Origin of the sequence: Streptomyces sp. HSW2009 (assembly GCF_040240285.1) — a bacterium.
In the GTDB taxonomy this organism is placed as follows: domain Bacteria; phylum Actinomycetota; class Actinomycetes; order Streptomycetales; family Streptomycetaceae; genus Streptomyces.
The window spans coordinates 1-18,779 of record NZ_JBEHZD010000093.1 but is presented as its reverse complement, the minus strand read 5'-3'; the positions used below and the strand labels follow the sequence as shown (position 1 = coordinate 18,779).

Genomic DNA, 18,779 nt, shown 5'->3' with positions numbered 1-18,779 from the left:
GGGCTGGGGTGGGGGCCCGGCCCGGGCTGGCCCGCCGGGGGGGGCGGCCCACGGCGGCCCCGCCCGCCGGGGCGCCGGGGGGTCCCGCGCCGGCGGACCGGGCCGCCGACGAGTTCGCGCAGCCGCAGCCGGCGATCGACGCCGAGGGCCCGGCCGCCGTGGTCGTGCCGCTGGTGGCGGGGCCGGACAGCGAACTGGTCGCCCGCATCCGGCAGGCGGTGGACGACAGCGGTTGCGCCACGCTGGTCACCGATCCGCTCGGCCCGCACCCGCTGCTCGCCGAGGCCCTGCACGTCCGGCTCTCCGAGGCGGGCCTGGCCCGCGCGGACCGGGCCCGGCTGTTCACGGTCGCCACTGCGGCCGACGGCATCGTGCTGGCCACGGTCGGCGGCCCGGAGGCGGTCCAGGCCGCGGGCATCACGGGCATGCTCCTCTCGGCGCGCCTCGCGGTGCCGGTGCTGGCCGCAGCGCTCGACGAGAAGGGCGCCGTCGCCCGCACGGCCGAGCAGTTGCTCGGCGCGGGCTCGCAGCGGCTGGCGCTGGCCCCCTACCTGATCGGTCCCGAGGTGCAGGCCGAGGTCATCGAGACGGCGGCCACGGAGGCCGGCTGCGCCGCGGCCGAACCGCTGGGCGCCTACCCCGCCGTGGGCCGCCTCGCCCTCGCCGGCTACGCCGCGGCGCTCGGCATCACGCTCCAGGGCGCCCCGAACCGCTAGCCCCGCAGAGCGGCCCGCTGGTCGCAACTGGGCCGCGGGTCACGGGCCGTAACAGGGCCGTGGGTCGCGGGGCCGTAACAGCGCCATGCGCTGCCCAGGGACACGTCAGGGACCGGCCGCACCGTCCACCGCGGGCTGGCGGGGAATTGGCGAACCTGGCGGATCTGATGGGGTTTCGGGGCCTGCCGGGCCGCCTTGGCCGGCAGGCCGCGGCAGGTGCGGCAGGTGCGGCAGTACAGCGAAAGAACCCGGGGGGGGGGGGGGGGGGGGGGGGGGGGGGGGGGGGGGGGGGCGGGGGGGGGGCCGGCGGCGCGCTCGCCCGCCCCCCGCCGGGGGGCGGGGCGCGGGGGCGCTCTCTCCCCCCACCCCCGGGGGGGGGGCGGCCGCGTCTTTTTGCCGTCCCCCCCCGCCCCCGGGTCTTTGATTCTTGGCCTCGCCCTCAGCCTCAGCCCTTGGCCGTCGCCTCCGACCGCCGTGCTGTTCACCGCCGCGACCCGTGCCGTACCCGTACGACGGATCACCTGGTCAGCGGCCTGCGATCAGCCGGGACGCTCCGTACGGCCGGCAGGCCAGGAGGCGTCGGGCGCGGGACGAACCCGGCGAGTGGTGCGTGGTGCGTGGTACGCGTTCGTCCGCGCCCCGTTCGGGTCCGTCAGGCGAGTACCACGCAGGACGCGGCCGGGGCGTCCACCGAGCCGGCCCAGGTCGGCACCCCGGTCTGGACGTCGACGTCGAACCACGCCACGTCCCCGGAGTACTCGTTGGCCACGTACAGCCGGTCGCCGGCGCGGGAGAGCGTGAGGTGTCGGGGCCAGCGCCCGCCGCAGGCGACGGTGGTCTGGAGCTCGATCCGCTCGCCCGTCTCGTCCAGCCCGAGCACGGCGATGGTGTCGTGGCCCCGGTTGGCGACCCAGGCGTGCCGCCCGTCGGGGGCGATGACCAGCTCCGACGGGTAGTTGCGCGGCCGGTCGTCGCCGTCGGCCGCGGGCAGCACGCTGATCGTGGCGCCGGGCGTCAGGGTGCCCGTTTCCGCGTCCCACCGGCACACGGTGACCGTCGAGTCGAGTTCGGCCGTGACGTACGCCCACTCGCCGTTCGGGTGGAAGGCGAGGCTGCGCGGACCTGACCCCGGGGTGAGCCGGGTCGTGTGGTGCGGGCGGAGCGTGCCCTGCTCCTCGTCCCAGGCGTAGCTGAACACCGCGTCCGCGCCGAGGTCGACGGCGAGCACCCAGCGCCCGCTCGGGTCGGCCAGCACCGCGTGCGCGTGCGGGCCCTCCTGCCGCTCGGGGTCGGCCCCCGTCCCCTCGTGCTGCTGCACGGCGGTCGGGCGGGCGAGGCCGCACCACTGGTCGTGGCCCTCGGGGTCCTTCATGAACGGCAGGGCGCTGACGCTGCCCGACGTGTAGTGGGCGAAGAGCGCGTGGCGCGGCGTGAGCGAGATGTGCGTCGGGTCGTCGCCGCCGACCGGGGCCGGCACGCCGAGCGGGGACGGCCGGTCGGGGTCGATGAGGGAGAACGCGGCGGCGTAGCCCTCGGGCGTCTCGCTCACCGCGTACAGCACGCCGTGCTCGTGGAGCGCCAGGTACGACGGGTTCTCCACGAGGTCCGTCGAGTACTTGATGGTCAGCGCGCCGCTGTCCGGCTCGACCGTGGCGGCGCTGACACCCCAGCCGCCCGCCGATGTGAACGAACCGATGTACGCCCGCTGGCCACCGCTGGCCGCGCCGTCGCCCACCTTGTTCTCGTCGCTGGTGCCGCTCACCATGTCGCCCCTTCCTCGGCTCTGATGTGGGGACCGACCGTAGCAGTAGGTCTAGACCATGGTGCCCGGTTCGCTCATCCGCCTCTAGGGGCGTGCGGGCCCCGGCACCCTCCGGTAGGACGGGGGCAGGGGCGACGAGGCGGATGAGTCACCGAGGGCAGTGTGCTCGGGCTTGGAGGAGGCGTCAACGATGCAGTACATGGTGCAGTTGTTTGGCAGCGCCACCCGCTGGGACGAGGAGATCGCCGCGTACTCGCCGGCGGAGTTCCAGGCGATGGTCGACCACATGGAGGCCCTCAACGAGGAGCTGACCGCATCGGGCGAGATGGTCGAGGCCCGGGGCCTGGGCGGCCCGGCGCTGGTGACCACCGTACGGGCCAGGGACGACGGCCCGCCGCAGGTCACCGACGGCCTGCACGACGAGCGGGCGAACCTGCTGGCCGGCTACTGGGTGGTGGAGGTCGCGGACCGCGACCGCGCGGTCGAGATCGCCGCCCGCGCCTCGGCGGCCCCGGGCCCCGGCGACGCCCACAACTTCCCGGTGGAGGTGCACGAACTCCCCACCGACCTCCCGCGCTGACCGCGGGCCTCCGACCGCCGCTGGCGAGAAGCGGGGGCGGGGACGGGGCGCGCGTGCGGATGCCCGGCGCCCCATCCGTCCGCGCGGCCGGGCCCGGCCCGTTGAGCGGACCCGGACGGAAACCCGCACAAGAAGGTCGTACGGGGCCTCCCTGCACGGAAGCCCACACAGACCTGCTCATACGGACATGTCACATGCGGGCGCCGTACGGGGGTTCCGCCGGAAGTGCTGTACGCCGTGCCGTGGGGAAGTCCCGTACGCCGCGCCCCGCGGAAAAGCGGCTGGACTTCTCCTGGACAGGGGCCGGTCGGTCCCGAAGTCGTCGGCATGCGCAGGGGCCTGGCTTCAGCCGGCGGGAGGGCTTCCCCGGGCGTCCCGCCGCCCCGCTCCGCCGAAACGAAGCAACCCGAACGACGACGCAAAACGAAGCGGCCCGAACGACGACCCACAACGAAGCGGGCCGGGGCGGGGCGGTTGGCCCCCCCCCGCCCGCGGGGGGGGGCGCCGCGGCCGCCCGCGCCCCGGGGGGGCGGGGCCGGGGGGGGGGGGGGGCGGGGGGTTGGGGGGGGGGGGGGGGGGGGGGGGGCCCGCGGGGGGGCGGGGCCGGGGGGGGGGGGGGGGCGCCCGCCGGGGCGGGGGGGGGGGGGGGGGGGGGGGGGCCCCCCCCCCGGCCCCCCCTGCCCGCGGCCAGCCTCCAGCCGGCCCCCGCAGTCACCCACGCAAGCCCCACCGCACCCCAAAGAACAACATCCGCAAGAACACCCACAAGACGAGCACCCCGACCCCGAGGAACGGAAGCCGGCCGTGAACCGACCGACCGTGTCAAGGGCCACACCGTGGCTGCCCTTCGGCGAGCCGCCCGCGGCCCGGCCCCGGCTGTACTGTCTGCCCAACGCCGGTGCGGGGGCGGCGAGTTTCGCTCCCTGGCGCCGGCTCGCCGACCCCGGCGTCACCCTCTGCCCGGTGCAGCCGCCGGGCCGGGCCGAGCGGTTCCGGGAGGCGCCGCACACCTCGGTCGACACCCTGGTGGACGCGCTGGCCGACGCGCTGCACGAGCAGTTCACCGGCAGGTACGCGCTCTACGGCCACAGCGTGGGGGCCCTGGTCGTCTTCGAGCTCGTACGCCGGCTGCGCCGCACGGGCCTGCCCCTCCCGGTCCACCTGTTCGTCTCCGGCCGGGCCGCGCCCCAACTCCCGGACACCCGCGCCACGTTGCGTGACCTGCCGACCGATGAACTGATCGACGAACTGGCCCGGATGGGCGGCACCCCACCCGAGGTGCTGCGCGAACGCTCCCTGATGGACTCCCTGCTGCCGCTGCTGCGCGCCGACTTCGCCGTCAACGAGACGTACGCCTACCGCCCCGAACCGCCCCTGGACCTGCCGCTGACCGTCTTCGGCGGCCATGCCGACCCACGGGCCGACGAACCGGAACTCGCGGCCTGGCGGGAACAGACCAGTGGCCCCTTCGCGCTGCGGATGTTCCCCGGGGGCCACTTCTTCCTGCACGACCATGCGAACGTCCTCATGCAGGAGATGGCCCGACCGCTGACCGATTGACCCGCTGGCGGATCGTCCCGCTGACCGGTCGACCGACTGACCCGTGGGCCGGCTGCTCGCCGGGCCGGCCGGACCGGAGCCCGGGCCCGCCACCCCACCGCTGCCGCAGCCCCGGACGGCCGCACGTCGGCGCGCTGCGACACCCGCCGCCCACCGACCCGCCGGGGGCGCGGACCGCACCGGCCCCAGCCAGCCGGGGCCGCGCGCCCGCACCCACCCGGAGGAACCGCCCATGCCCGCAGCTCGGTGCCGTACCCACCGGCCGACCACCACCGGGGGAGCGGGCCACCCGGCCACCGCACCGCCCGCCCGCCACCGGGCCGCAGGCCCCCGCCCCGGTGCCCGCCCGTGCCAGTGCCGATGCCCGCACCGGCGCCCGGGCCGGCGGCGCCCGCCCGCCGCGGGGTGGTGCCGATGACCGCGCACACGACGGCCCCCGGCCCGCCGGACGCCACCGAGGCCCTGTGGCGGGCCGCCCGCCGCGGCCGGCGCGGCTGGTACACGTACGACTGGGCGCACGCCGTCTTCACCACCTCCGTGACCTCGATCTTCTTCGGCCCGTTCATCACCGACGTGTGCGAGCGCGCCGCCGACGGGCGCGGCTATCTGCACCCCCTGGGCATCCAGGTGCTGGCCAGCTCGTACTTTCCGTTCCTGATCGCGCTCTCGGTCTTCCTCCAACTCTTCGTCCTGCCGTTGTCCGCGGTGCTCACCGAGCGGTACGACAAGGGCGCCCTGCTCGCCGTCGCCGCGCTGTCCGGGGCCGGCGCGGCCAGTGCCCTGTACGTGATCGGTGACGCGGACTACCTGCTGGGCGGGGCGCTGTACGTGCTGGCCGCCATGGGGCTCGGCGCCTCCATCATGATCGTCAACACCTATCTGCCGGTCATCGCGCCGCCCGGCCGGCGCGACCGCACCTCGGCCCAGGGCTCGGCGGCCGGCTTCCTCAGCGGCGGCATCGTGCTCATCGCCGACCTGTTGATCTACGCCCAACACGAGGAGTGGGGGCTGACCGAGGACCAGGCGGTCCGCATCATCCTGCTCACCACCGGGCTGTGGTGGCTGGCGTTCAGCGTGCTCGCGGTGTGGCTGCTGCGCGGCTACGGCCGGCCCCCGACGGCCCGCGCCACCGCCGCCGAAGCACCCGCCCGCGCCAGCACCTACCGCGCCGTCGTCGCCGCCGTCCGCGGGCTGCGGCACTATCCGGGCGCGGCCTGGTTCCTGGTCGCCTTCGTGCTCTACAACAACGGCATGCAGAGCGTCACCTCGCTGGTGGGGACGTTCGCGGTGGAACACCTCGACCTGCCGCAGGACGACGTGATCACCGCGATCCTGCTGGTGCAGTTCGTGGCCTTCGCGGGCGCGGTGATCGCCGGCAGGCTCGCCGAACGGCTCGGCGGACGCACCGTACTGCTGGGCTTCACCTGCGTCTGGTCAGCGACCGTGATCACCGGCGCCCTGTTGCCGCAGCGCTCCTTCCCGGCCTTCGCCACGCTGTGCGTCGCCGCCGGGTTCGTCGTCGGTGGCACCTACGCGCTCTCCAGGTCGGTCTTCGTCAGCCTGGTGCCGGCCGGCCGCACGGCGGAGTACTTCGGCATCTTCGAGATGGCCAACCGGTGCCTGGGCTTCGTGGGCCCCACCGTCTTCGGCCTGGTCCTCCAACAGACCGGGAGCTACCGGACCGCCTGGCTGTCGATCCTGGTGTTCTTCGTGGCCGGCGCCGTGGCCCTCGCGCCCGGCGTCCTCGCCCGCAGGACGAGCCACCACGGGCCCACCCAGCCCGGCACCACCACGCAGCCCGGCGCGTCCGGCGACGGCGCGTGCCACGTACCCCGCGGGCCAGACCGCGAAGACCGTGACGACAGCAAAGACCGTGACGACTGCGAAGACCGTCAAAGCCGCGAGAACGGCGCAGGCAGAGGGGAAGACTGATGGCTGACTCCGCCCCGGCAGGCCGGCGCTACCGGGTGCTCCTCACCGAGGCGTCCAGCGCCACCGCCCGCCAGGTGCTCACCGTACTGGGGCAGCAGGGCCACCGGGTGGGGGTGATGGACGGCGGCGGCACCTCCCTGACGGCCGGTTCGCGGTGGGTGGCGCGCCGCCACAAGTGTCCGCCGTTCGCGGCCGACCCGCTGCGCTACCTCGAAGCCCTCCGCGAGGTCCTCAGCCGCCACCCGTACGACGTACTGCTGCCCACCCACGAGCAGTTGGTGGCGCTGTCCAGGTACCGCGCCGACTTCGCCCGCCTGGTGCCCGGGCTCGCGGTCCCCGACTTCCGGGCGGTCCGTGAGGTGCAGGACAAGGCCGCCGCCACCCGGCTGCTCGACGACATCGGACTGCCACAGCCGGAGACCGCACTCGCCGCCGACGAGGGCGCCCTGCTGGCCGAGGCGGGGCGGCTGCCGGCGTACGTGAAGCTCCCGGTGGCCACGTCGAGCCGGGGCGTGTGGCTGGCCGAGGAGCCCGAACAGTTGACCCGCATCGCCACCCTCCCCGCCGTCCGGGAGACCTTCGACGCCGGCGGCGAAGTACTGGTGCAGCGCCGGATGCCGGGTCTGGTCGTCATGGTGCAGGCGCTCTTCGATCAGGGCGAACTGGCCGGCGCACACACGGTGTTGCGCCGTCGCGAGGGCGTCCAGGGCAGTGCGTCGGTGAAGGAGTCGGTGGTGCTGCCGGACGTCATCCAGCACCTGGCGAAGCTGGGTTCGGTCCTCGGCTGGCACGGCCCGCTCGCGCTGGACGCCGTACTGGACGAGGACTTCGGCCTGGTCCACTACATCGACGTCAATCCGCGCCTGGTGGAGCCGGTCAACGCCGAACTCGCCGGGGCCGGCCTGGTCCGCCGCTGGCTCCGGGTCTCCTGCGGCGAGCCGGTCGGGCCGCTGCCCGCCATCCGTGCCGGAGTACGCACCCACATGCTGCTCACGGCCCTGGTCCGGCACGCGGAGACCGGCCGCGGACGGCGGGCCATGGTACGCGAACTGGCCCGGGCCGCCACTCGGAGCGGCTGGTACGCCGGGAGCCGGGAGGAGTTGCTTCCCGTCGGCTCGGACCCGGCGGCCGGGCTGTCCCTCGCCGCGCTCACCGGCTGTCTGCTCGCCGCGCCCGGGAGCTGGCGGCGGCTCGGCGGCTCCGGCGTCCCCGCCCACGCCCTGACCGATCAGGGCTGGCGGCGCCTCGCGGACACCGACGCGCTCTGATGCCCTTGCCTGACCGTCTCGCGGCGCCGGCCTCCCGTGACACGGCGCTGGGCCGCACGGCTGCGGCGCCGGCTTCTACGGTCATGGCGCGGGCTTCCATGGTCATGGCGCGGGCCTTCACGGTCGTGGTGCCGGCCGCCCACGCCATGGCACCAGCCTTCACTGCCACGGCACCGGCCTCCACGGCGATGGCGCAGGTCCCGACGGCCCCAGCGCTGACCTCAGCAGCATCATCAGTAACACCTGTCCCACGGATACTCATACAGCACTGTGCACGCTCAAACCCCTTACGCATCAGCGGTAGGGGTTGGGTAGGGTTTCCCGAGCCGGCCGTAACCCAACTGACCAGCGCGATCGGGGTAGTTCGGGGGTTACCCCTACCTGGGGCGCGGGGGAGCCCCCCCTGTAGATCCGGGGGTCTGGCGGCTCGATGGCGGCGCGCTTTCTCCGTAGCGTCTGAGATCTCGTCGGACTCCATCGGAACCCGGAGGGCCTTCCCGTGGCCACCTCTCTCCGCACGTACCTGAGCACCGCACCCGTCCCGCTCGCGCCCCGGGCGTGCCGGCCGGCGCCCGCGGACCGGTCGACGCCCGACGAGCTCCCCACGGCCCCCGGCGCGGCACACCCCCTACGGGGCGCGCGCCCCGGACGTACCGGGGCGCGCAGCGGGCTCGCCGCCCGCTGCCGCACCACCCAGTCTGAGCGGCCCACCGGCCCCACGCACCTGCACCCGCACCCCCCACGCGCCGGGCACGACCCGCACCACGCCGCGTCCCCACACCGGCACCCGCACCACCCGTGCCCGGCGTGACCGCTCCGTAGAACCAGGGATTGACCAGCACCGACGCCACCCAACGTCGCTGTGTGAGGCCGAGGCAGGCCCGTGCTGGACAACCTTCCCATCGACGATAGAAGGAACATTCTGATGGCCACCTTGCTGTACTCCCTCGGTAGAGCGGCGTTCCGTCGCCGAGGCCGCTTCCTCGCCGTCTGGTTACTGCTGCTGGCCCTGGCCGGCGGCGGGCTCGCCGCGTACGGCTCCCACCTGGACAGCGAGGCCACCATCCCCGGCTCGCAGTCCCAGGCGGGCATCGACGTACTGGAGAAGTCGCTTCCGGCCTCCACCGGCGTCACCGCGCAACTGGTCTTCGTCGCCCCCGAGGGCAAGACCGTCCAGGACGCCGCCTACCGCCAGGCCATCGAACGCACGGTCGCGGCAGCCGCCAAGGCCCCCCAGGTGGAGACCGCGGTCGACCCCTTCAAGTCGAACAAGATCTCCGAGGACAAGCGGACCGCGCTGGCCCAGGTGCTGTACCCGATCAAGCGGGACGCGCTGGAGGACTCCAGCGTCACCGCGCTCGAAGACCTGGCCGCCGAGGCACGCAAGAGCGGCCTGGAGGCCGAGGTCGGTGGCACGATCTACAGCACCGCTGGCCTTGAGCCCGGCATCGGCGAGGTCATCGGCCTGGCCGTGGCGATCGTCGTCCTGGTCATCACCTTCGGCTCGCTGCTGTCGGCCGGGCTGCCGCTGCTCACCGCCCTGATCGGGCTCGCCGTCGGACTGATCGGGCTGATGCTGATCTCGAACGTGGCCACCATCTCCTCCACCGCGCCCAGCCTGGCGCTGATGGTCGGCCTCGCCGTCGGCATCGACTACGCCCTGCTGATCCTCTCCCGGCACCGCGCGCAACTGGCCGCGGGTATGGCGGCCGAGGAATCCGCGGCCCGCGCCACCGCCCCCGCGGGCAGCGCCGTCGTCTACGCCGGCCTCACCGTGATCATCGCGCTGGCCGGCCTGAGCGTCGTCGGCATCCCGTTCCTGACCGTCATGGGGCTCGCCGCCGCCGGGACCGTGCTGATGGCGGTGGCCGTGGCGATCACCCTGCTGCCGGCGCTGCTCGGCTTCGCGGGCGAGCGGGTACGTCCCAAGGTCGGCTCCCGCGCCAGCCGGCGCGAGCGCGCCTCCTCCGGCGAGGGCCGCACGGGCGGTGAGCGGTGGGCCCGCCTGGTGACCCGCCGGCCGCTGGCCACGGTGCTGATCGTGGTGCTCGGCCTCGGCGCCGTCGCGGTCCCGACCACCCAACTGACCCTGGCCATGCCGGACAACGGCACCGCGTCGCCCGACTCCACGCAGCGCAAGGCGTACGACCAGATCTCCGAGGCGTTCGGCCCGGGCAACAACGGCCGGCTGCTGGTCCTCGTACAGAAGGCCACGGGCGACCCCCGGCCCGCGGCCAAGCAGGTCGAGGCCGAGCTCAAGGGGCTCAACCTGCCGGACATCCTCTCCGTGCAGGAGCCGCAGGTGGGCAACGACGGGCGGACGGCGATCCTGACCGTGGTGCCGAAGGAGGGCCCGCGGGACGAGGAGACGGTGCGCCTGGTCCGTGACATCAGGGACGAGACGCCGCAGGGGGGGGCGGAGGCCGACGCCCGCATCCTGGTCACCGGCTCCACGGCCGCCGCGATCGACGTCTCGGACCGGCTCAGCGACTCCCTGCTGCCGTTCATCGGCGTGGTCGTGGGCCTCGCCCTGGTCCTGCTGCTCCTGGTGTTCCGGTCGATCGTGGTGCCGGTCAAGGCGGCCCTCGGCTTCCTGCTCTCGGTCGGCGCCGCCTTCGGCGCGGCGGTCGCGGTCTTCCAGTGGGGCTGGCTCGCCGAACTGATCGGCGTCGAGACGACGGGCCCGGTCTTCAGCTTCATGCCGATCGTGCTGATCGCCGTGCTGTTCGGCCTGGCCATGGACTACGAGGTGTTCCTGGTGGCCCGGATGCGCGAGCACTTCGTGCACACCGGCAACCACGAGGAGGCCGTCATCGCGGGTTCGCGGCACGCCTCCCGGGTCGTCACCGCCGCCGCGCTGATCATGTTCTCGGTGTTCGCCAGCTTCGTGACCGCCGAGGATCTGACGCTCAAGCCGATCGCCTTCGGCCTCGCCGTCGGCATCGTCGTCGACGCCTTCCTGGTCCGGATGACGCTGGTGCCCGCGCTGCTGATGTTGGTGGGGCGCGGCGCGTGGTGGCTGCCCCGCTGGCTGGACCGGATGCTGCCCGACCTGGACATCGAGGGGGCCAAGCTGAACCGGCCGCAGCCCGTCGCGCACGGCGCGTTGGACGAGGAGCGCATGGCACCCCGCGTCTAGCGCCCGCTCCACACGGCGGGGGGCCCCCCCCCCCGGGGGGGGGGCCCCCCGGGGCCGCCCCCCCCCCCCCCGCCCCTAAACCTCCCCCCCCCCCCCCACCCCCAACACCCCCCCGCCCCTACCCACCACCCACAACCACGCGGCCGGGTCGGAGGCTTTCGCCCCCGCCCGGCCGGCTGGGTGTCAGGCGTCGGCGAGCGGCGCCCTGGGGGAGCTGCGCAGGGGTGTGGCGAGTTCGGCCAGGGCCCGTTCCAGGCCGTGCAGGTGGACCAGGGCGGGTTCGGCCGCGGGCGGCTGGGGCTCGGCGGACAGCACGGTGGCCCGTTCGCCCGGCTCCCCCGGCGCCGTCAGGGCCTCGACCGCGGCTTCGACGCGCTGGCAGGCGGCGGTGAGCCGGGCATCGTGGGACGCCTCCGGGTCGGCGGCGATGGAGGCGAGGCCGCGCACCTCGCGGGCGCAGTCGTCGAGCAGCGCGAGCACCTGGCGGGCCCTGGCCTTGCGGGCGCGCAGCGGGCTGAGCGGGTGCACGAGCGGGGCGAGCGACATCCGCACCCGGCCGAGCAGCGCTTCGAGCTCGGCGACCCGCGGCGCGGGGTCGGCGGTGGCGGAGCCTGCCAGCCGCGCCGCCGCCTCCGCGGTGCAGGCGTGCACACAGCGCAGCGCCCGCTGAATCCAGGCGTCGGTGGTGGCGTGGGTGGTCACCGGCAGGACGAGGAGCACGGCCAGCGCCGCGCCGAGTGCGCCCACGGTCGTCTCGGTCACCCGCAGGACGAGCAGGTCGGCGTCGAGCACGCCGAGCGACCCGTAGAGCAGCCCGGCCATCAGCGTGACCGCCAGCATCATCCAGGTGTACGAGACGGCGGCGGCGTAGAAGATGCCGAAGACGCAGCCGGCGACCAGCACGGCCGTGGGCACCGCGGCCCCGTCCAGCGGCACCGCGACCAGCAGTCCGATGACGACGCCGATCACGGTGCCGAGCGCCCGCCGGAAGCTGCGGACCAGCGTTTCGCCGCGCGACGCGGTGTTCACGAAGACCCACCAGGTGGCGCCGACCGCCCAGTACCAGCGCTCGTGCGAGAGCACCTGCCCCATCGCGAGCGCGAACGCGCTGCCGGCGGTGGCCTGGATGGCCTGTCGGGTGGTGATGCGGGCCAGGCCGGAGCCGGGCGGCGGCGCGGGGACGGCGGCCGGCGGCAGCCCCCGCTCGTAACACCACAGGCCGAAGCGGACGGCGAACGCGGCGAGCAGCGACAGCAGGACCGCGGCGTACAGCTCGGGCAGTTGCCCCGGCACCGTGTGCAGGAACTGCGTCGCGAAGAACATCATGAACGCGAAGACGCCCAGCGAGTGGCCGCGCGGGCCCCAGCGGCGGGCATAGACGCCGGCCCCGACGATGGCCAGGAAGGCCAGGTCGCGGCCGAGCGGCAGATCGTGCAGCAGAGCCGCGACGGCGAGCACCGGCAGCCCGACGACGGGCAGCAGCACCGTGGTCACGGCCTGCCCGCGCACCGTCGCGTCGGTCACCGTGAACAGGGCGAGGAGCGCGGCGAGACCGCCGGTGATCGCAGCGACCAGCGAGTGCCCCACCGCCCCGCACACCGCCACGGCGAGCCCGATGCCGACCACGGCCCGCAGCGCGAACCGTAGCCGCAGCCGCCCCGGGTCCGGCGCCACGAACGCCTTCTTCAGCAAGTTCCCCCGCCCTTTCCGCGCCGATGCGCCATGACATGGAAATGGCGCCGCGGAGACCCGCAGCGCCATCGACACACCCATCTCAACACCTGGGCGACCGTTGGCTCAACACGATCCCGAATCACTGGGCCAATGGCATCGTCAAGAGCCATTACGAGCCATTCCGGAAGGGCCAATGGATCACCACATTCCGCCCGCGCGGGAGGCCCGCCACGGAGCGGCCCGCACCGGCCTGGGCCCCCCTTGCGCCCCGGCCCCGGGATCGCCCCAGGAATCGGCTCACGCTCGATCGCGAAGCAGTCGTAGCCCGGTCGTACGGGGGTACTCGGCGGGCATGACCGGTCAGGGCCGGTCAGGGCCGGTCAGGGCCGGCCGGCGATCGGCTTCGAGGCGGCCTCGCTCCGGGGCACCGCCGCAGGATTTCGGCCGGTCAGCCCCGCGGGCCTACGGCGTCCCCGGCCCGCGGCCCCACGTACGACAGGGAGCGGTACGGCAGAGGGAGCCGGAACCCACCGAGCTGCGGGAGCCCGCCATGGCGACGACCAGCGAGACGATCACCGTCGACGTCGACGGCACCACCCTGACCGGTGACCTCGCGCTGCCGGCCGGGGCGCGCGGCGTGGTGGTCTTCGCACACGGCAGCGGCAGCTCACGGCGGAGCCCGCGCAACCGCGCGGTGGCCGCGGCCCTGGGCCGGGCCGACCTCGCCACCGTCCTCATCGACCTGCTCAGCGCGGACGAGGAACGGGCGGACCGCGCCGGCGGCGAGCTGCGCTTCGACATCCCGCTGCTGGCCCGCCGGGTGGCGGCGGTCGTGGACCGGATGGGCGACCGGCCGAAGACGGCGGCGCTCCCCGTGGGCCTGTTCGGCGCGAGCACCGGCGCCCCCCCGGCCCGCACCCCCGCCGCCCCCCGCCCCCGCCCGGTGGGCCCCCGGGTGTCCCCCCGGGGGCCCCCCCGCCCGGGCGGGGGGGGCGCGCCCGGGGGGCGGGGGGGGCGCCCCCCCGGGCCCCGCCGGGCCCCCCCCCGCGGCGGCCGAGCGCCCCGACCTGGTGGCCGCCGTGGTCTCCCGCGGTGGCCGCCCGGACCTGGCCGGTGCGGCGCTCGGCGGCGTACGGGCGCCGGTCCTGCTCCTCGTCGGCGGCGCCGACCAGCATGTGCTGCGCCTCAACGAAGCGGCGGCACAGCAGCTCACGGGCGTGTGCCGGCTCCATGTCATACCGGGCGCCAGCCACCTCTTCGAAGAACCCGGGGCTCTCGAAGCGGTGGCCGCTGCGGCCCGGGACTGGTTCCTCGCGATGCGCGGGCCAAAGAGCAGGAACGGGAAGCAAGAACGGAAGTGAGACGCATGCTCTTCCAGGATCGGCGTGCGGCCGGGCGGGTGCTGGCCGCCGAGCTCGCCGAGCGCGAGTTGCACGACGAGCTGGCCGGCCCGCTGGTGTTGGCGCTGCCGCGCGGCGGGGTGCCGGTGGCCGACGAGGTGGCCAGGGTGTTGCACGCGCCGCTCGACGTCCTCGTCGTACGCAAGATCGGCGCTCCGTTCCAGCCCGAACTCGGCGTCGGCGCACTGGCCGGGGACGAGCCCCCGTTCTACGACGAGCGGGCGCTCGACCTGCTGCATCTGACGCCCGACGGGCTGGCCCCGCAGGTGGCGCGCGAGCGGGTCGAGCTCCAGCGCAGGGAGTCGCTGTACCGGGCCGGGCGTCCGGCCCCCGACCTGCGCGGACGGACGGCGGTCCTGGTGGACGACGGGCTGGCCACCGGGGTCACCGCGTGCGCCGCGGTGCGGGCGGTGCGCCGCCTTGGGCCGGCGCGGGTGCTGCTGGCGGCCCCGGTCTGTTCCGTGGAGGCGGCCACCGTGCTCGGGCAGGAGGCCGACGACGTCGTCTGCCCGCACCAGCCACGGCCCTTCGGCGCCGTCGGCCGCTGGTACGCGGACTTCGACCAGGTCACGGACGCGGAGGTGCTCGACGTGCTGGCGGCGGCCCATGCGGGTGGCTGACCGGCGGCCCGCCCTGCGCACCGGGACCACGGAACCGGATGTACGGGGTGCCGTTGGTACAGTCGCCAGGCGCATACGGGACCTTCTGGGCCCGGGCGGACGAGCAGGATGAGCAGGACGAGCGAGAACGAACAGGAGCCGATGGCGTGGCCGTGGACGTCCTCGACGCGAAGATCCTCCGGCTGCTCCTTGAGCAGCCGCGCACCAGCGTGCGGGAGTACGCGCGGTTGCTCGGCGTGGCGCGCGGCACCCTCCAGGCGCGGCTCGACCGGCTGGAGCGCGACGGTGTGATCACCGGCACCGGCCCGCGGCTCTCGGCCGCCGCGCTGGGCCATCCCGTACTGGCCTTCGTCCACGTCGAGGTGACGCAGGGGCACCTGGACGACGTGGGCGACGCGTTGGCGGAGGTCCCAGAGATCATCGAGGCGTTCTCGATCACCGGCGGCGGGGACCTGATGACCCGGGTGGTGGCGCGGGACGCCGGCCACCTGGAGGACGTCGTCCAGCGGCTCATCCAGCTCCCCGGCGTGGTCCGCACCCGAACCGAGATCGCCCTGCGGCAGCGGGTCCCGTACCGGATGCTGCCGCTGGTGGACGCCGTGGGGGCACAGGCGGCGCGCCAGCGCTAGCCGGCGGCCGGGAAGCGGCCCCGTCCCGGGCCGCTGAGCTGCGGGCATCTCGCCGGCGGCGCCCTCGCCGCCTTGGCATGCTGTCCCCATGAGCGCTTCCCACACCCCTTCGGTCATTTTCGATCTCGATGGCACGCTGGTCGATAGCGAGCCGCACTACTTCGAAGCCGGACGGCGCACCCTGGCCGCGTACGGGGTGACCGACTTCCGCTGGGAGGACCACACCCGCTTCATCGGGATCGGCACCCGCGAGACGCTGACCATCCTGCGCTCCGAGTACGGCATCGACGCGTCGGTCGACGAGTTGCTCGCGGCCAAGAACCGCCACTACCTGGAGCTCGCCGGCGCGTCGGCCGAGGCGTTCCCGCAGATGCGCCGGTTCGTGGAGCGGTTGTCCGCGCACGGCCGTCCGATCGCGGTGGCCTCGGGCTCCTCACGGGCCGCGATCGAGGCCGTGCTGTCGGCCACCGGCCTGGACGCGCAACTGAGCACGTACGTCTCCGCCGAAGAGGTGCTCCAGGGCAAGCCGGAGCCCGACGTGTTCCTGGAGGCGGCCCGCCGCCTGGACGTGGAGCCGGCGGACTGCGTGGTGGTGGAGGACGCGCCGCCGGGGGCCGAGGCGGCGCACCGGGCCGGCATGCGCTGCATCGCGGTGCCGTACGTGCCCGCGACGGTGGACGATCCGCGGTTCGCGACGGCGGGGCTGTGCTTCCGGGGCGGGCAGCGCGAGTTCGACGCGGACCTGGCGTACGCGTGGCTGACCGGCGCCCCGCGTTGACACCCCCACGTTTCCGGCGCAAATGACCGAATGAGAGCATTCGTTCGCACGATTGGCCCAGATACGAGATGGAGCACATATGGAACGACGTGGGGGACGCGCGGCCTACCGGTGGGGGGCGACGGTGGTCGCTTCGACGGCTGCACTGGCCGTGGCCATCCCGACGACCAGCGCACAGGCGGCGAGCGGCCCGTCGGGCATCACCGCCAAGGGTGCGTACCTGCTGGACAGCGGCGCCAACAAGGAGCTGTGGTCCAAGGGTGCCGACACCAAGCGGCAGATGGCGAGCACCACCAAGATCATGACCGCGGTCGTGGTGCTCGACACGAAGAAGGTCGACCTCAACAAGAAGGTCACCATCAAGAAGGAGTACCGGGACTACGTCGCCAAGGAAGGCGCGAGCACCGCCGACCTGAAGACCGGCGACAAGGTGACGGTGCGCCAGCTTCTGTACGGGCTGATGCTGCCTTCGGGCTGTGACGCGGCGTTCGCCCTGGCGGACACCTTCGGCTCGGGCAAGACCTCCGCCGCTCGGACCAAGTCGTTCATCGCTCAGATGAACACGCGGGCCAAGGCGCTGGGCCTGAAGAACACCAAGTACGACTCGTTCGACGGCATTTCCAACAAGGGGTCCAACTACACGACCCCGCGTGACATGGCCAAGCTGGCCCGGCACGCGATCGGGAACGGCACGTTCAAGACGGTCGTCAAGGCGCAGAGCACCAAGCAGAAGGCCACCAACGGCCGCACCTACACCTGGTACAACACCAACAAGCTGCTCGGCTCGTACCAGGGCACCTTCGGCATCAAGACCGGCACCGGAACGGCTGCCGGACCGTGCCTGGTCTTCGCGACGACCAAGGGCAAGCGCACCGTCGTGGGCGTCATCCTCAACGATGGCAACCGCTACGCGGACGCGAAGAAGATGCTCGACTGGTCGTTCAAGCAGAAGACCAAGGTCGCTTGGCGTGCGCTGCCCAAGGGCGCGCAGCAGGACTGAGCCGCGGCTCGGCCCGGGTGACCGCGGACGCGGCTCGGCCCGCGTCCGATGGCCCTTCGTCGCGGACCTAGCGGGCTGATTTCCCCGCGGTCACCGCGCGGTCGCCGCACAGCGCGGCCGATGCCCCGTCCGGAACCTCTCCGGGCGGGGCGTCGTCGTCCGGCCCCGGCCATCTCGCGCATGGTCCAGACCTCTTGACGAGAGGTCTGGACCACCTTAGCGTGTGGCGCACCACACACCCCTGCCCACACTTCGGGCCCCGGTCCAGGAGGTACGCGTGTCTTCCCCCACGCTTCCTCGCGTGTCATGGCCTCCTCATATGTCATGTGCACATCCACTGCTGCTCTGCGGTACGGCTGCGGCCGATGGTCCCCACCCACTCGCCCGAAGACACACCACCACGGACACAGCGCCGACCCGGCGACGCTGTCCGCGGACTGAAGGGAGCACCACATGATCGGTCGGACGGTACGCATGCTGGGGGTCGGCCTGGCGCTGGCCTTCGCCGCTCAAATACCGGTGGCCGCTGCGTCAGAGGCGCCCAAGGAGCCCCGCGCCGACACCTGTGCGGTCAAGTCGAAGCCCACGGGCAAGGTGCTCCAGGGTTACTGGGAGAACTGGGACGGCGCCGCCAACGGCGTGCACCCGCCGTTCGGTTGGGTGCCGATCAACGACAAGCGCATCAGCGACCACGGCTACAACGTGATCAACGCGGCGTTCCCGGTCATCCGCTCGGACGGCACCGTCCTGTGGGAGGACGGGATGGACGCCACGGTGAAGGTGTCCACGCCCGCCGAGATGTGCGACGCCAAGGAGAAGGGCGCCACGCTGCTGATGTCCATCGGCGGCGCCGCGGCCGGCATCGACCTCAGCTCAAGCAAGGTCGCCGACCGGTTCGTCGAGACCGTGGTGCCGATCCTGAAGAAGTACAACTTCGACGGCATCGACATCGACATCGAGACCGGCCTCACCGGCACCGGCAACATCAACACGCTCTCGGCCTCGCAGTCGAACCTGATCCGCATCATCGACGGCGTGCTCGCCCAGATGCCCTCCAACTTCGGTCTGACGATGGCCCCGGAGACCGCCTACGTCACCGGCGGCAGCGTCGTCTACGGCTCCATCTGGGGCGCCTACCTGCCGATCGTGAAGAAGTACGCGGACAACGGCCGGCTGTGGTGGCTGAACATGCAGTACTACAACGGCAGCATGTACGGCTGCTCCGGTGACTCGTACCAGGCCGGTACGGTCCAGGGCTTCACCGCGCAGACCGACTGCCTCAACAAGGGCCTGGTCATCCAGGGCACCACCATCAAGGTTCCCTACGACAAGCAGGTCCCGGGCCTGCCGGCCCAGCCGGGCGCCGGTGGCGGCTACATGTCGCCCGGTCTGGTGAGCCAGGCGTGGAGCAAGTACAACAACGGCCTCAAGGGCCTGATGACCTGGTCCATCAACTGGGACGGCTCGCGCTCCTGGAGCTTCGGCAACAACGTCAAGTCCCTCCAGGGCCGCTGATCCCCCCTCGGCCCCGCTGACCCGATCCGCCGGCCGGGCCGCGGACGCGCCACCCCGTCCCCACCCTGACGAGCCGCCCCCCCCCCCCCCGCCCCCGCGCGGGGGGCCCGCCCCCCCCCCCGCCCCCCCCCCCCCGGCGCGCGCGGCGGGGCGGGGGGGGGGGGGCCCCGCCCCCCCCCCCCCCCCCCCCCCCCGCCCCCGTGCAG

Annotated in this window: 14 protein-coding genes and 2 pseudogenes; 12 read left to right on the top strand and 4 right to left on the bottom strand. The window is 74.0% G+C overall.

All coding sequences use genetic code 11. The features are described 5' to 3' along the window. Positions 1–716 (top strand): sirohydrochlorin chelatase family protein (locus AAHZ94_RS10385; RefSeq protein ID WP_349992400.1); only part of this gene is annotated, 716 nt, incomplete at its 5' end. A 652-nt stretch (positions 717–1,368) separates the two neighbouring features. On the opposite strand, the gene AAHZ94_RS10380 is transcribed toward AAHZ94_RS10385, so the two are convergent. Then, positions 1,369–2,481: a lactonase family protein gene (locus AAHZ94_RS10380; RefSeq protein ID WP_349992398.1), complete on the bottom strand. Its 1,113-nt coding sequence runs from the start codon at positions 2,479–2,481 to the stop codon at positions 1,369–1,371. Between the two features lie 196 nt (positions 2,482–2,677). Between AAHZ94_RS10380 and AAHZ94_RS10375 the strand changes: the two genes are divergently transcribed. The 5 genes from AAHZ94_RS10375 (at position 2,678) to AAHZ94_RS10355 (ending at position 10,957) form a co-directional block, all read left to right on the top strand. After that, positions 2,678–3,058, top strand: coding sequence for a YciI family protein (locus AAHZ94_RS10375; RefSeq protein WP_349992397.1), 381 nt, complete (start codon positions 2,678–2,680; stop codon positions 3,056–3,058). A 474-nt stretch (positions 3,059–3,532) separates the two neighbouring features. Beyond that, positions 3,533–4,618: a thioesterase II family protein gene (locus AAHZ94_RS10370; protein WP_349992396.1), complete on the top strand. Its 1,086-nt coding sequence runs from the start codon at positions 3,533–3,535 to the stop codon at positions 4,616–4,618. Positions 4,619–4,978: 360 nt separating this feature from the next. Beyond that, the gene (locus AAHZ94_RS10365) at positions 4,979–6,550 is read left to right on the top strand and encodes an MFS transporter (RefSeq protein WP_349992402.1); all 1,572 of its coding nucleotides are present in this window, start codon (positions 4,979–4,981) and stop codon (positions 6,548–6,550) included. Continuing rightward, positions 6,550–7,818 (top strand): hypothetical protein, encoded by a 1,269-nt coding sequence (locus tag AAHZ94_RS10360; protein WP_349992395.1) that lies wholly within the window; start codon positions 6,550–6,552, stop codon positions 7,816–7,818. Before AAHZ94_RS10365 ends, AAHZ94_RS10360 begins: the two co-directional genes overlap by 1 nt. Before the next feature lie 925 nt (positions 7,819–8,743). After that, a complete protein-coding gene (locus AAHZ94_RS10355) occupies positions 8,744–10,957 on the top strand; it encodes an MMPL family transporter (protein WP_349992394.1) in 2,214 nt (737 codons plus the stop codon). Between the two features lie 183 nt (positions 10,958–11,140). On the opposite strand, the gene AAHZ94_RS10350 is transcribed toward AAHZ94_RS10355, so the two are convergent. Beyond that, positions 11,141–12,649 (bottom strand): FUSC family protein, encoded by a 1,509-nt coding sequence (locus AAHZ94_RS10350; protein ID WP_349992393.1) that lies wholly within the window; start codon positions 12,647–12,649, stop codon positions 11,141–11,143. A 444-nt stretch (positions 12,650–13,093) separates the two neighbouring features. After that, positions 13,094–13,432, bottom strand: a complete 339-nt coding sequence (locus tag AAHZ94_RS10345) for a hypothetical protein (protein WP_349992403.1) — start codon at positions 13,430–13,432, stop codon at positions 13,094–13,096. Positions 13,433–13,677: 245 nt separating this feature from the next. On the opposite strand from AAHZ94_RS10345, the pseudogene AAHZ94_RS10340 reads away from it, so the two are divergent. From AAHZ94_RS10340 to AAHZ94_RS10315, 6 genes and pseudogenes are all read left to right on the top strand, one after another. Continuing rightward, a pseudogene (locus AAHZ94_RS10340) lies at positions 13,678–13,992 on the top strand (dienelactone hydrolase family protein); the annotation flags it as partial. A gap of 5 nt (positions 13,993–13,997) precedes the next feature. Beyond that, a complete protein-coding gene (locus AAHZ94_RS10335; protein ID WP_349992392.1) occupies positions 13,998–14,651 on the top strand; it encodes a phosphoribosyltransferase in 654 nt (217 codons plus the stop codon). A 146-nt stretch (positions 14,652–14,797) separates the two neighbouring features. Continuing rightward, positions 14,798–15,280, top strand: a complete 483-nt coding sequence (locus tag AAHZ94_RS10330) for an Lrp/AsnC family transcriptional regulator (protein ID WP_349992391.1) — start codon at positions 14,798–14,800, stop codon at positions 15,278–15,280. 88 nt (positions 15,281–15,368) lie between these two features. Then, on the top strand, positions 15,369–16,058 hold the full coding sequence (locus tag AAHZ94_RS10325; protein WP_349992389.1) for an HAD family hydrolase: 690 nt from the start codon (positions 15,369–15,371) through the stop codon (positions 16,056–16,058). Between the two features lie 79 nt (positions 16,059–16,137). Beyond that, positions 16,138–17,058 (top strand): D-alanyl-D-alanine carboxypeptidase family protein, encoded by a 921-nt coding sequence (locus AAHZ94_RS10320; RefSeq protein WP_349992388.1) that lies wholly within the window; start codon positions 16,138–16,140, stop codon positions 17,056–17,058. A 453-nt stretch (positions 17,059–17,511) separates the two neighbouring features. Further along, on the top strand, positions 17,512–18,573 hold the full coding sequence (locus AAHZ94_RS10315) for a chitinase (protein ID WP_502964633.1): 1,062 nt from the start codon (positions 17,512–17,514) through the stop codon (positions 18,571–18,573). Here the strand turns inward: AAHZ94_RS10315 and AAHZ94_RS10310 are convergent. Continuing rightward, a pseudogene (locus tag AAHZ94_RS10310) lies at positions 18,551–18,779 on the bottom strand (hypothetical protein); the annotation flags it as partial. The gene AAHZ94_RS10315 and the pseudogene AAHZ94_RS10310 sit on opposite strands and share 23 nt — an antisense overlap.

What these genes read in the sequence shown, in the direction of transcription:
- AAHZ94_RS10375 (WP_349992397.1), top strand. Translation starts at nt 2,678, where the DNA reads ATGGTGCAGTTGTTTGGCAGCGCCACCCGCTGGGACGAGGAGATCGCC.
- AAHZ94_RS10345 (WP_349992403.1), bottom strand. Translation starts at nt 13,432, where the DNA reads ATGTCGAAGCGCAGCTCGCCGCCGGCGCGGTCCGCCCGTTCCTCGTCC.
- AAHZ94_RS10380 (WP_349992398.1), bottom strand. Translation starts at nt 2,481, where the DNA reads ATGGTGAGCGGCACCAGCGACGAGAACAAGGTGGGCGACGGCGCGGCC.
- AAHZ94_RS10355 (WP_349992394.1), top strand. Translation starts at nt 8,744, where the DNA reads ATGGCCACCTTGCTGTACTCCCTCGGTAGAGCGGCGTTCCGTCGCCGA.
- AAHZ94_RS10360 (WP_349992395.1), top strand. Translation starts at nt 6,550, where the DNA reads ATGGCTGACTCCGCCCCGGCAGGCCGGCGCTACCGGGTGCTCCTCACC.
- AAHZ94_RS10365 (WP_349992402.1), top strand. Translation starts at nt 4,979, where the DNA reads ATGCCCGCACCGGCGCCCGGGCCGGCGGCGCCCGCCCGCCGCGGGGTG.
- AAHZ94_RS10335 (WP_349992392.1), top strand. Translation starts at nt 13,998, where the DNA reads ATGCTCTTCCAGGATCGGCGTGCGGCCGGGCGGGTGCTGGCCGCCGAG.
- AAHZ94_RS10320 (WP_349992388.1), top strand. Translation starts at nt 16,138, where the DNA reads ATGGAACGACGTGGGGGACGCGCGGCCTACCGGTGGGGGGCGACGGTG.
- AAHZ94_RS10315 (WP_502964633.1), top strand. Translation starts at nt 17,512, where the DNA reads ATGATCGGTCGGACGGTACGCATGCTGGGGGTCGGCCTGGCGCTGGCC.
- AAHZ94_RS10325 (WP_349992389.1), top strand. Translation starts at nt 15,369, where the DNA reads ATGAGCGCTTCCCACACCCCTTCGGTCATTTTCGATCTCGATGGCACG.